This is a genomic window from Bacillus sp. JJ1474, assembly GCF_036965225.1.
GTDB lineage: Bacteria > Bacillota > Bacilli > Bacillales > Cytobacillaceae > Cytobacillus.
Genome location: NZ_JBALPC010000219.1, coordinates 16,310 through 29,101, shown reverse-complemented (window position 1 = coordinate 29,101; position 12,792 = coordinate 16,310). Strand labels below are relative to the sequence as shown.

The window sequence follows — 12,792 nt, the reverse complement described above, 5'->3', positions numbered from 1 at the left end:
ACATATAGGAGGAAATGAATATGAAAAAAATAGTTTCTTATTTTTTTGTTAGTATTCTATTAATGGGCTTACTTGCTGCATGTGGAACAAGTGAAGAGCCTTCATCAAATGGATCAGAGAAAAAGGAATCTGACAAGAAGACATTAATCATGGGGACATCAGGAGATTATGCTCCGTTTGAATACATCGATACAGCTAAAGGCGATGACATTATTGGAGTCGATATTGATATTGCAAAAGCTGTAACAGAAAAATTAGGTTATGAATTTGAAGTTCGTGATATGGATTTTGGCGGTTTAATTCAAGCTCTGCAATCTGGTCAAGTTGATTTCGTTATGGCAGCGATGTCTGCAACAGAAGAAAGAAAGAAAAGTGTAGATTTTAGTGAAATATACTATACATCAAAGCATATGATAGTTTCTAAAAAAGATAGTGGAATTACGAAGGTAGAGGATCTTAAAGGCAAAAAGATTGGTGCTCAATTAGGATCCATTCAAGAAGAGAAAGCTAAAGAGTTAGCTGAAACAGTGGAAATGTCTGTGGAAAACCGCAACCGTATTCCTGAATTGATTCAAGAAATTAAAGCTGGCCGTTTAGATGCAGCAATTATTGAAGATACAGTTGCTAAAGGTTACTTAGATAATAACGCTGACATCGAAGGGTTTACTGTTGAAGATGCAGATGGCGGATATGCAATTGCATTGCCTAAAAACAGCGAGCTAACAGCAGAATTTAACAATGTATTAAAAGAAATGATTGATAATGGCGAAGTAGATGCGATTATTAAAAAATGGTTTGAAGAGAAATAATATGGCTTAAGTGGCGATAAACGTTCAGAAGTAATCGGGCTTCTGAACGTTTTTGCCCTTTTGGTTTAGCTGATTGAGAGAGGACTGAGCATTCGGATGAATTTTGATTTTTCTTCCATTCTCCCTTCCCTTCCATATATTTTAAAGGGAATAACCGTAACACTCCAAATAGTAGGTTTAGCTGCATTATTAGGGTTTGTTCTAGGAATTATATTATCACTTTTTAAGATTAGCTCCATTAAACCGCTGTTATGGTTTGCAGATCTATATACTTCTATTTTCCGTGGTACGCCTTTAGTGCTGCAATTAATGATTATTTACTTTGGATCACCGCAAATTTTTGGTTATCAAATTGAACCATATTTTGCCGCTGTTCTAGCATTTGGGATGAATTCTGCTGCCTATATTTCCGAAATTATTCGGGCAGGGATTCTTGCTGTTGATAAAGGACAAAGCGAGGCAGCGAAAGCACTTGGAGTCCCATACAGCAAGATGATGCTGAATATCATTTTACCGCAGGCTTTAAAGAACATTTTGCCAGCACTTATGAATGAATTTATTACTCTAACAAAGGAATCTGCTATTGTAACAACGATTGGCGTAATGGATATTATGCGCAGGGCTTATCAGGTCGGTGCCGACAAGTTCCGCTTTATTGAACCATTGCTATTAGCTGGTCTCATTTACTATTTAATGGTTATTACTTTAACATTCCTTGGAAAAGCAGTCGAAAGGAGGATGAGACGCAGTGATTAAGGTTGAAAATTTATATAAACAGTTCGGTAAGCTTGAAGTGCTGAAGGGAATTTCAACGACCATAAAGGATGGGGAAGTTGTTGCCATTATTGGCCCATCAGGCTCTGGAAAATCAACTTTTCTTCGCTGTATTAATTTTCTGGAGAAGCCAACTGCTGGTCAGATTTGGATCGGTGATCAAGATATTACAAATAAGAAAACAAATATTATGAAGGTCCGTCAAAATGTAGGGATGGTCTTTCAGCATTTTCATCTATTTCCTCATAAAACGGTGCTGCAAAACTTAACATATGCGCCTATGACGGTTAAAGGCCTTTCAAAGCAGGAAGCAGAAAAGATTGGTCTTGAGTTATTAGCCAAGGTGGGGCTTTCTGAAAAGGCTTCTGAATACCCAAATCGCTTATCTGGGGGACAGAAGCAGCGGGTAGCGATAGCTAGAGCACTAGCCATGCAGCCAGATGTCATGCTATTTGATGAACCAACCTCAGCACTTGACCCTGAAATGGTCAAAGAGGTGTTGGATGTTATGAAGTCGTTAGCACATACTGGAATGACTATGGCTATTGTTACTCATGAAATGGGATTTGCTAAAGAGGTTGCTGATCGAGTTCTATTTCTTGATGGAGGGGTGCTAGTGGAGGATGCCCCGCCAAATGAATTCTTTGCTAATCCTAAATCCGCACGTGCTCAGGATTTCTTGCAAAAAGTTCTGTAAATCATGTAGGAAAATATGTTAATAAGGAAATTACGAATAAAAAAGAAGATGATTTCTATTTGATCATCTTCTTTTTTTTGGACATAATTTGTTATGAAGCTTATAATTATTCGCATATAAAGGATTTGACTAGGAGCTAACAAACTATGAAGTTTCGTATCGGCTATCGAACGATTAAAACAGCGATTGGTACAACTGCTGCCATCATCTTAGCACAAATATTTGGTTTTACTAATTTCGCTGCAGCTGGAATTATTACCATTCTTTGTATAAAACCTACAAAAAAGATGTCACTAAGGGCATCATTAGACCGTTTTTTTGCCTGTCTTATCGCCATGCTTTTATCAGGATTGATTTTTGAAGGAATTGCTTATCACCCATTAATGATTGGTCTTTTGCTGCTATTTTTTATTCCAATTACTGTCATGCTTAAGATTAGTGATGGAATTGTGACAAGCAGTGTGATTATTTTACATATTTATGCCGCAGGGCAGGTAACGACAGAAATCATTCTTAATGAAATTGGGATTATTACCATAGGGATAGGTGTTGCGCTGATTGCAAATCTTTTTATGCCAAGCTTGGATCAGAAGCTAGGTGAATATCAAGTGCAGATTGAAGAAAATTTTAAACGGATATTCGAAGAAATTGTAATCTATCTGCGTGTAAATGAGAGTGACTGGGACGGGCTCGAAATCACGGAGACTGCGAGGCTGATTGAGGAAGCTGAGGCCCTTTCCTACAGGGATGTAGAAAATCATCTACTTCGCAATGAAAATATTTTTTATCATTATTTTAAAATGCGGGAAAAACAGTTCGAAATTATTGAACGGGTTTTGCCAATTGCTACCTCCATTTCGCATACTGTTGAACAAGGAGAAATGGTTGCTGATTTTATTGAGGAGTTATCAAAAAATATTCACCCGGGAAATACTGCCCAAATATTTTTAGACAAGCTTTATGAAATGAATGAATCATTTAAGATCATGGAGTTGCCAAAAACGAGGATCGAATTCGAAGCTAGAGCGGCTCTTTTTCAATTTACGCGAGAAATGGAAGAGTATTTATTGATCAAAAGTACAACGAAGGAGCTGCCAATTGGAAGAAAGATGCATGTTAATAATGATTAAAGTGAAAACTATCCTTTAAAAGGTTGGTGATCACATGTTTAAGCTTATTTCTTCCATGCTAATAGCACTGGCATTTTCGCCCATTTGGCCGTTAGGAGAAAATCCATTGCCTGGTGACCCTTTTATTATTGTCAATAAAAAAACGAATGAAATAGCTTTTATTCATGACAATAAAGTTCAAACAGTGATCGCTGCAGCAACAGGCAAGACAGAAGATTTAACACCTGAAGGTTTTTTTACGATTACGGTAAAGGCGAAAGATCCTTATTATCGGAAAAATGATATTAAGGGCGGTGATCCTGATAATCCTCTAGGATCAAGGTGGATAGGATTTGATGCAGCGGAAACCGATGGGAGAATTTATGGAATCCATGGCACAAATAATCCAGCATCCATTGGAAAATATGTTTCTCAAGGCTGTATCCGCCTGCAAAATGAAGCAGTCGAATCATTATATGATTTGGTTCCAGTTGGTACGAAAATATTAATTGTTTCCTCTCCGAATCATTTTGAAGATATTGGGCGTTCCTATGGGGCGATCCAATAAAAAAAGCAGTGGATTTCTAATCCACTGCTTTTTAAAATCTACTAGAAAAACATCGAGGCTCCAACAAACAATGAAGATGCCAGCATTGCAAAAATCATTAAATAAACGATGATCTTACGTGCTTTTTTATTAGACAAAAGAATTCCCCCTTTAATCTATTTTCTCCTACTTACATTTTACTAGGAAAAATCAAAATGAACAACCGCTCGATTTAGAAAGGATTTTTCGACATATTTAGAGAATACATAATATGACTGTTTTAATGCAACTTCTCGGCTTGAGAAAAGGAATCCTATTCATGATTGATGTTTCACTTTAGTATAGAAAAGATTATAATTTTAGAAGGATAGCAATTGGAGGGGAACATATGATTAAAAAGGTTGATCATATCGGAATTGCAGTTCGATCACTTGAGAAGGCATTGCCTTTTTATACGGACATTCTAAAGCTTCCTCTGCTTGGCGTTGAAGAGGTGGAAAGTGAAATGCTTAAAGTTGCTTTCCTTAAAGCCGGAGATACGAAGCTCGAGCTATTGGAGCCTACTAATCCTGAAAGCGCTGTCGCAAAATTTATCGAGCATCGTGGAGAAGGTCTTCATCATGTTGCATTAGGTGTGGAATCCATCCAGGATCGGATTAATGAAATGAAAGAAAAGGGAATTTCCATGCTGAATGATGCCCCAAAAATGGGTGCAGGTGGAGCACAGATTGCATTTATGCATCCAAAATCTACAGGAAAAGTGCTTTATGAATTTTGCGAAAGGAAAGGATGAATAAGGACCATGGCAGACATCTATGAAAAGATTAACGAATTATATGACCGCCGAAGAGAAATTGAACTTGGCGGGGGGGATGAAAGAATTGCAAAGCAGCATGAGAAGGGGAAGCTAACGGCAAGAGAGCGAATTGATTTACTAGTGGATCCAGGGACTTTCGTTGAGCTAAATCCGTTTATTGAACATCGCTGTACGGATTTTGGACTGGATGGACAGAAGGGGCCAGGAGATGGGGTTGTAACTGGGTATGGAAAAGTTAATGGCAGACCGATTTTTCTATTTTCCCAGGATTTCACGGTTTTCGGAGGAGCACTTGGTGAGATGCATGCGAAGAAAATTGCCAATGTGATGGATTTAGCTGCAAAAAATGGGGCGCCATTTGTTGGTTTGAATGATTCTGGCGGTGCGAGAATTCAAGAAGGTGTTGTGTCATTAGATGGATATGGCCATATCTTTTACCGAAATTCGATTTATTCTGGTGTGATTCCGCAAATCTCCGTCATCATGGGACCGTGTGCAGGTGGAGCAGTCTATTCGCCTGCGATCACTGACTTTGTTTTCATGGTTGAAAATACGAGCCAAATGTTTATTACAGGACCTAAAGTAATTGAAACAGTTACTGGTGAGAAAATATCTGCTGAGGATTTAGGCGGAGCAAACGTACATAATACGATTAGCGGCAATGCGCATTTTAAAGGCAAAACAGAGGCGGAAGTCATCGATCAGGTTCGCCATTTATTAAGCTATTTGCCGCAAAATAATGAGGAAAAGCCACCTATGCTGCATGCAGACAATGAAGACGATTATCGTCCGGATTTAACAGATGTCATCCCGTTCGATGCAGTACGTCCTTATGATGTACGGAAGGTTATAGAGCAGGTGGTTGATAAGACTTCCTTTATGGAGATTCATCAAGACTTTGCAAAGAACATTGTCGTTGGCTTAGCGAGAATTAAGGGTGAAGTCGTTGGTCTTGTCTGCAATCAGCCGAAATTTATGGCGGGCGGTCTTGATATCGATTCTTCTGATAAGGCAGCGAGATTTATTCGTTTCTGTGATTCCTTTAATATTCCGATTATCACTTTTGAGGATGTAACGGGATTTTTGCCTGGTGTTAAACAAGAGCATGGGGGAATTATCCGCCATGGTGCTAAAATTTTATACGCTTATTCTGAAGCAACTGTTCCAAAGCTAACCGTCATATTGCGAAAGGCGTTTGGCGGGGCATATGTGGCTTTGAATAGTAAAGCGATTGGTGCTGATCTTGTTTTTGCTTGGCCGAATGCAGAGGTTGCAGTGATGGGGCCTCAAGGGGCGGCAAATATTATTTTCGCCCGGGAAATTCAAAACAGTGAAGATCCGGAGACAACTAGAGCGCAAAAAATTGAAGAATACCGTGAAAAATTTGCTAATCCATATGTTGCGGCAAGCAGAGGAATGGTCGATGATGTCATTGACCCTCGTGAAACAAGAATCAAACTCATTCAAGCTCTCGAAATGCTGCGAAATAAGCAAGAATCCAGACCGAAGAAGAAACACGGGAACATTCCGCTTTAAAATTGGAATTGTACAATTTATAATAGACAGATACTTAACGTAAATTGGAGGAAAAAAGAATGATTAATCAGGAACGTTTACTTAATGAATTTTTAGAGCTAGTCCAAATAGATTCAGAAACAAAATTTGAAGCAGAAATTGCAGAGGTATTAAAACAAAAATTTTCTGATTTAGGTATAGAGGTTTTTGAAGATGATACTACAGCACAGACAGGTCACGGGGCAGGCAATTTGATTTGCACGCTTCAAGGAACAAAAGAGGGAGTAGACACGATCTATTTCACCTCTCATATGGATACAGTTGTTCCGGCTAAAGGGGTTAAACCATCCATTAAGGACGGCTATGTTGTTTCAGATGGTACAACCATACTTGGAGCAGATGATAAAACAGGACTTGCTGTCATGCTCGAAATCATTAAAGTTCTTAAAGAACAAAGCATCCCACATGGCACCATCCAATTTATCATTACAGCTGGGGAAGAATCTGGCCTAGTTGGTGCAAAGGCCCTTGATCCATCATTTATGACAGCAAAGTATGGCTACGCGCTTGACAGCGATGGCAAGGTTGGAAACATTATTGTTGCTGCACCAACACAAGCAAAGATGATGGCGACCATTCATGGTAAAACAGCTCACGCTGGCGTTGCTCCTGAAAAAGGGGTTTCAGCTATCACAATTGCTGCAAAAGCGATTTCAAGAATGCCTTTAGGCCGTATTGACGAGGAAACGACTGCCAATATTGGCCGTTTTGAAGGTGGAACTCAAACCAATATCGTATGCGACCGCGTGGATATTTTAGCCGAGGCCCGCTCTTTAGTAAATGAAAAAATGGAAGTGCAGGTCCGTAAAATGAAGGAAGCATTCGAAAGTGCTGCTGAAGAAATGGGTGGAAAAGCAGACGTTGAAATTAAAGTAATGTACCCGGGCTTTAAATTTGGAGAAGGCGATCATGTTGTCGAAGTTGCCAGGAAGGCTGCGGCAAAAATCGGCCGAAGCTGTGAGTTATTGAAAAGCGGTGGAGGCAGCGATGCAAATGTCATTGCTGGTTTTGGTATCCCAACAGTCAACCTTGCTGTCGGATATGAAGAAATTCACACGACTAATGAGCGTATGCCAATCGAGGAATTGAATAAATTGGCGGAAATGGTGATTGCCATCATTGAGGAAGTTGCGGCTTAATTAGACTGTGATTTAAGGCATGAAATTAATAAAAAAGCAGTGAAATTTCGTTGTGAAATTCACTGCTTTTCTTATTGTTGATAAATCCTTCAATCTGACTGACAAATTGTGAGTTTGTAAACAGCCTTAGTAATAATTGGCTGATCCATTAATGACTAGATTCCATTTGATCGACATGGATAACATGCTTGCTATTAGCCCAAATGAACAGCACGGATATGAGCACAAATACTGCCCCTACAATAAACGGGATATGAGGGTTAAACCATTCTGCTAATTTTCCAGCAAAGAATGGAGCGATTGCGCCTCCAATAAAGCGGAGGAAGCTATATGCTGCAGAAGCCGTTGACCGTTCGACTGGCGCTGAATTCATGACAGCTGTTGTGATCAAAGTGTTATTATTTCCTAATAAGGCTCCAGCACAAATAACTGCAGCAATCACTACCCATTGAGTGGATGTCCATATTCCCATAATGAATAAAACGAGGGCAAATAAAATTAGCATCGCACACATAGATTTGACTGTTCCAAATTGCTTCTGCAGCTTTGGCGCCATAAAAACAGAGGTAACTGCAAGCAAGATCCCCCATCCAAGGAATACTAGGCCAAGTCCATGTTCGTCAAGACCCATGACAAATGGTGCAAAAGCCAAAAGGGTGAAGAATCCGAAGTTATACAGCATGGCAGTGATCCCAAAAACAAATAGGGAGCGATGCTTCAAGGCGCGAAATGGATCCATTAAAGACGTCTTTGGACGGGCAGCGCTAATTGTTTTTGGCTTCGGCATCAACGTAATGAGGCCAATAAAGGCAATAATCATTAACACAGCTACCCCAAAGAAAGGACCTCTCCACGACATGCCGCCGAGCCAGCCGCCAATAAGTGGCCCTACAGAAATACCAAGTCCAATTGCTGCCTCATATAAAATAATGGCATTTGCAGTACCGCTCGTTGAAAGGGATACGATGGCTGCTAATGCTGTTGCAACAAAGAGGGCATTTCCAAGACCCCAGCCTCCCCGTAGCCCAACTAGCTCCCAAATTCCGTTTGAAAATCCGCCAAGTGCTGAAAATATGGCAATAATGATAATTCCAGTAAGCAACGTCCATTTAATGCCAAGTCTGGACGAAATCATGCCAGTAATGAGCATTGCGACCGCCATGACAGCATTATAGCTAGTAAATAGAAGGGAAACTTCACTTGGTGTGGCATTTAAGTTCTTAGCAATCGCAGGTAAAATGGGATCAACTAGCCCAATTCCCATAAAGGCAATAATACAGGCAAAGAAGACTGCCCAAACAGATTTTGGTTGTTTAAGAAGACTCGTCTTTTCCCCTTCTGCTTTTGCCGTAGAAGCTGATTGAGTTATTGATGACATTCTCACATCTCTCCCTTTATTTTATAATTTCGTAAAAAACAAGTTTTTATTAGCTTGCCGATGAATATAAATAGTTGTATTATGAAACTATATTATTGTATTATACAACTATTTTTCAAAGTGTCAATATTGTCCTAAGCAAAAGCTTTCAATTTTTTAGAAATGAAAATAGCTTATGATATAATTAGTACAGATTATTAGTTATTGCGAGGTAGTAAAAATGGATGAGCAAGAATTGGAAACCATTGAACTTGAATTGGCAATCCTAATCCGGCGGACCACATCATTTTCAAATCATAAGAAACTTGGTAATCTTGATCGTTCAGCCTATTTATTATTGCATCAAATAAATGCCCATAATGGATCTGCTGGTGTAAAAGTATTGGCAGAAGAGTTCCAGCTAGATATATCAACTGTAAGCAGACAAACAGCATCGCTTGAGAAAAAAGAATATGTAATTAGAATTCCTGATCCATTAGACGGGAGGGCTTATTTCCTTCAAATTACCGATTTAGGGAAAAAAGAATTGTTTCAATATAAAGAGGCACGAATGGAGAGGGTGTCTGAAGTAATTGAAAGTTGGCCTGACGAGGATAGGAAGTCATTTGGCCGCCTTTTGAAAAAATTTAATCGCTCTGCAATTAATAAATAGGAAATTTTAATTAATTATTAAGAATATATCCTTCAAAAAACTTCTTCCCTTTAGTAATATATACATAGGGGAAATTATCCGCTACACGAGGAGGGGTTGCATTTGGAAGAGACGAATAAAGTTGTTGTGTTTCAAGTTGGAAATGAAGAATATGCGATTCCAATCCGATTTGTCATTTCAATAGAAAAAATAGAAGGAATTACGCCGATCCCTCATCTGCCTGAATATGTGAATGGAATTTTTAAAGTAAGAGGAGATCTGATTCCTGTTATCGATTTTGAAAGAGTTCTATACAATCAGCCTACATCGCCAAATGAAACAACAAAGATTATTGTATTGCAGACAAATGATCTGTCAATCGGAGTAATTGTCAAGGATGCCAAGGAAATCATTGATATTCCGCCTGATAAATTAAAGCAGCTTGGGCTTATCGCATACAAAAAAACAACCTATTTTACGGGTGTTGCTAATTTAGATTCTCGCATTATTACCTTAATAGACCCTTCGCAAATGGTTCAATCATTAGAAGGAATCAAGCAAATTCAAGATTTTATGAAATCACAGAAAGTTACATAATATTTTCAAACAGGGGATGAATGGCCATCCTCTGTTTTTTTTATTATCCTTGCAAGATGAAGGAGCCTTATTGATTTGGTAAAATAATAGCAGAATAAGTAAAGGGAAGTGTCAGCATGAAACAAATGTATCCGAAAAATGGCCGAGTCATTTTACATGTTGATATGAATAGTTTTTATGCATCAGTCGAAATGGCATACGATCCCACATTAAAAGGGAAGCCACTTGCAATCGCAGGGAATCCCGCCGAAAGGAGAGGGATCATTGTAACATGCAGCTACGAGGCAAGAAGCTTTGGTGTTCGAACAACTATGCCGCTCTGGGAGGCGAAAAAGCTATGCCCGCAGCTCATTGTTAAAAAGCCGAATTTTGATAGATATCGTGCCGCTTCCATCGGGATGTTTGAGATCCTTAATGAATATTCTGATCTTGTTGAACCCGTTTCGATTGATGAAGGATATGTTGATATTACGAATAGCTATGAGCACGGAACACCGCCCGAAATTGCGGAGAAAATCCAAAAGCAGATTTTCCAGCAGCTTGATTTGCCTTGCAGTATTGGGATTGCGCCAAATAAGTTTTTGGCAAAAACAGCTTCCGATATGAAAAAGCCAATGGGAATTACAGTTTTAAGGAAAAGAGATGTTCCTAATATTCTTTGGCCTTTGGAAGTTGAAAGCATGCATGGTGTCGGAAGGAAAACGGGAGAAAAATTGCGGAGTCTTCATATTCATACTATTGGAGATCTAGCAGCTGCAAATGATATCCAGCTTAAATCGGCACTCGGGATTAATGGTCTTCGTTTAAAGGAAAGGGCAAATGGGATAGATCGAAGAATGGTCGATCCAGAAGCTGCTTCTGAATTCAAAAGTGTTGGGAATTCTACTACACTGCCAAGAGACTACTCCAATCAGCAAGAGCTGCTTCATGTAATAGAGGATCTTGCAGGAACAGTTTCCACTCGGCTCAAAAGAAAAAAGGTTCTTGCCGCTGCTTTAAGTATCATGATTCGTTATAAGGATAGAAAAACAGTGACAAGAAGCAAAAAGCTGCCAAACCCGATTCAAAAAAGCGAAGATATTTTTGCAGCCGCAAAGCAATTATTCTTAAAACATTGGAATGGCGACCCTGTAAGGCTGTTGGGAGTTACCGGCATGGAATTAGTGGAACATAATGAAGCAGTTAAACAGCTGGATCTTTTTAATTATGAACTGGAAGCAAAGAAGGAACCACTATTCGAGGCCCTAACCAATTTGCGTGAAAAATATGGTTCACAGATTATTGACACTGCAGCCGGCATGCCAGAAATAAAAAAACAACAGCAAGGGATTGGAACAGAAACTAGCTTTAATAAGGATTTTCTTCATGATTTCTCTACACATTCAGATCAAGAAAAAGGGTAGAGAGATTTCGCTAGTTGCTATCCATTGGAAAGGATATGGTATAGTAAAAAATAATGAGTTGAACTGAAAAAGGAGAATATTTATGGATGTTTTTTTCTTAGGGACAGGGGCCGGGATGCCTGCTAAGGCGAGAAATGTAACCTCTATTGCGTTAAAGCTACTGGAGGAACGAGGATCAATTTGGCTATTTGATTGTGGGGAAGCTACTCAGCACCAAATTTTACATACATCAATTAAACCGCGAAGAATTGAAAAAATCTTTATTACCCACCTTCACGGCGATCATATTTACGGTCTGCCTGGTTTGCTTTCGAGCCGCTCCTTTCAAGGCGGGGAATCAGAGGTAACCTTATATGGACCAAAGGGTATTAAGGAATATGTGGAAGTATCCTTAGCCATTAGCCAAACTTATTTAAAATATCCTCTAGCGATTATTGAAATTGAAGAAGGGGTCATTTTTGAAGACGAGGAATTTTTCGTTGAAGCCCGGCTCCTTGAGCATGGAATTCCTTCATATGGTTATAGAATTGTGGAAAAGGATAGACCTGGAACCCTACTGGCGGAGAAGCTCCTAGAGGCAGGCATAAAGCCAGGACCTCTTTATAAAAGGATCAAAAATGGGGAGCAGGTTGTTCTTGATGATGGCCGTGTTATTCATCCATCTGAATTTTTAGGACCAGTGCAAAAGGGCAGAATCGTGACAATCCTTGGAGATACTCGAAAATGTGAGGCGGCTATTGAATTGGCTAAAGGGGCAGATATGCTCATTCACGAAGCAACCTTTTCTGCGGGAGAGGAGCATCTTGCCTATGAATATTATCATTCCACAACGACACAGGCAGCAGAGGTTGCAAAATCAGCATGCGCAAAAAAGCTTTGCCTAACACATATCAGCTCGCGATATGATCGAAAGGATTGGCTGAGATTAGTTCAAGAATCGGAAGCTATTTTTTCCAATACCGAAATGGCAATGGACTTTAAAGAGATCTCTATAGCGGTTGGAAAAAAGTAATTTAAAATATTCTTGTTGACATATATACACGGGCATACTATAATCTCACTTAAACTTAAATTATTATATTAGTAAAGCTATGAAGAGAATTAATTAAGTCTTATTTCCCTGTTTTAAGAGAGTTAGTGGCTGGTGAAAACTAACACAAAGATAAGATGAATTTCAGCTTGGAGCTTTTTTACTGTCTTGACTGGCGGTAAAACGGTCATTCCGTTAACATGTTGAGTGGAAAGTCACATGCTTTCAAAAAGGGTGGTACCGCGTGAAATATTCACGTCCCTTTTATGAAGCTGTGGCTTTTTTG

At 39.3% G+C, this 12,792-nt stretch carries 14 protein-coding genes and 1 other annotated feature; of the genes, 12 read left to right on the top strand and 2 right to left on the bottom strand.

The window, feature by feature from the left end:
- The first annotated feature begins 20 nt into the window (after positions 1-20).
- The 5 genes from V7164_RS22395 (at position 21) to V7164_RS22375 (ending at position 3,957) form a co-directional block, all read left to right on the top strand.
- Complete coding sequence (locus V7164_RS22395) at positions 21-809, top strand: transporter substrate-binding domain-containing protein (RefSeq protein ID WP_335347721.1); 789 nt, start codon at positions 21-23, stop codon at positions 807-809.
- 96 nt (positions 810-905) lie between these two features.
- Complete coding sequence (locus V7164_RS22390; protein ID WP_335347710.1) at positions 906-1,565, top strand: amino acid ABC transporter permease; 660 nt, start codon at positions 906-908, stop codon at positions 1,563-1,565.
- Entirely contained in the window at positions 1,558-2,280 is a 723-nt protein-coding gene (locus V7164_RS22385; protein ID WP_335355263.1) for an amino acid ABC transporter ATP-binding protein, read from the top strand. Before V7164_RS22390 ends, V7164_RS22385 begins: the two co-directional genes overlap by 8 nt.
- Before the next feature lie 146 nt (positions 2,281-2,426).
- Positions 2,427-3,410 (top strand): aromatic acid exporter family protein, encoded by a 984-nt coding sequence (locus tag V7164_RS22380; RefSeq protein ID WP_335355262.1) that lies wholly within the window; start codon positions 2,427-2,429, stop codon positions 3,408-3,410.
- Positions 3,411-3,444: 34 nt separating this feature from the next.
- Positions 3,445-3,957: a L,D-transpeptidase gene (locus tag V7164_RS22375; RefSeq protein ID WP_335355261.1), complete on the top strand. Its 513-nt coding sequence runs from the start codon at positions 3,445-3,447 to the stop codon at positions 3,955-3,957.
- Between the two features lie 41 nt (positions 3,958-3,998).
- On the opposite strand, the gene prli42 is transcribed toward V7164_RS22375, so the two are convergent.
- Positions 3,999-4,094: a stressosome-associated protein Prli42 gene (gene prli42, locus V7164_RS22370; protein ID WP_315665429.1), complete on the bottom strand. Its 96-nt coding sequence runs from the start codon at positions 4,092-4,094 to the stop codon at positions 3,999-4,001.
- Between the two features lie 230 nt (positions 4,095-4,324).
- Here prli42 and mce point away from each other — a divergent pair, with 230 nt between their 5' ends.
- Genes mce through V7164_RS22355 form a run of 3 tightly spaced genes read left to right on the top strand, consistent with a single transcriptional unit; the run spans position 4,325 to position 7,467 of the window.
- Positions 4,325-4,729 (top strand): methylmalonyl-CoA epimerase, encoded by a 405-nt coding sequence (gene mce / locus V7164_RS22365; RefSeq protein WP_335347713.1) that lies wholly within the window; start codon positions 4,325-4,327, stop codon positions 4,727-4,729.
- A 9-nt stretch (positions 4,730-4,738) separates the two neighbouring features.
- Positions 4,739-6,289: an acyl-CoA carboxylase subunit beta gene (locus tag V7164_RS22360; RefSeq protein WP_335355260.1), complete on the top strand. Its 1,551-nt coding sequence runs from the start codon at positions 4,739-4,741 to the stop codon at positions 6,287-6,289.
- A 59-nt stretch (positions 6,290-6,348) separates the two neighbouring features.
- Positions 6,349-7,467: a tripeptidase T gene (locus V7164_RS22355; protein WP_335355259.1), complete on the top strand. Its 1,119-nt coding sequence runs from the start codon at positions 6,349-6,351 to the stop codon at positions 7,465-7,467.
- A gap of 148 nt (positions 7,468-7,615) precedes the next feature.
- On the opposite strand, the gene V7164_RS22350 is transcribed toward V7164_RS22355, so the two are convergent.
- On the bottom strand, positions 7,616-8,845 hold the full coding sequence (locus tag V7164_RS22350; RefSeq protein WP_335347716.1) for an MFS transporter: 1,230 nt from the start codon (positions 8,843-8,845) through the stop codon (positions 7,616-7,618).
- Between the two features lie 220 nt (positions 8,846-9,065).
- Between V7164_RS22350 and V7164_RS22345 the strand changes: the two genes are divergently transcribed.
- The 4 genes from V7164_RS22345 to rnz all read left to right on the top strand — a co-directional run bounded on the left by V7164_RS22345 (position 9,066) and on the right by rnz (position 12,488).
- A complete protein-coding gene (locus tag V7164_RS22345) occupies positions 9,066-9,497 on the top strand; it encodes a MarR family winged helix-turn-helix transcriptional regulator (RefSeq protein ID WP_335347717.1) in 432 nt (143 codons plus the stop codon).
- 102 nt (positions 9,498-9,599) lie between these two features.
- Complete coding sequence (locus tag V7164_RS22340; RefSeq protein WP_335347718.1) at positions 9,600-10,073, top strand: chemotaxis protein CheW; 474 nt, start codon at positions 9,600-9,602, stop codon at positions 10,071-10,073.
- A gap of 116 nt (positions 10,074-10,189) precedes the next feature.
- Positions 10,190-11,476 carry a DNA polymerase IV gene (locus V7164_RS22335; protein ID WP_335347719.1) on the top strand — a complete coding sequence of 429 codons (1,287 nt, stop codon included), beginning with the start codon at positions 10,190-10,192 and terminating at the stop codon, positions 11,474-11,476.
- 82 nt (positions 11,477-11,558) lie between these two features.
- Entirely contained in the window at positions 11,559-12,488 is a 930-nt protein-coding gene (gene rnz, locus V7164_RS22330; RefSeq protein ID WP_335347720.1) for a ribonuclease Z, read from the top strand.
- A 70-nt stretch (positions 12,489-12,558) separates the two neighbouring features.
- Positions 12,559-12,772, top strand: a binding site (T-box leader).
- The last annotated feature ends 20 nt before the right edge of the window (positions 12,773-12,792 follow it).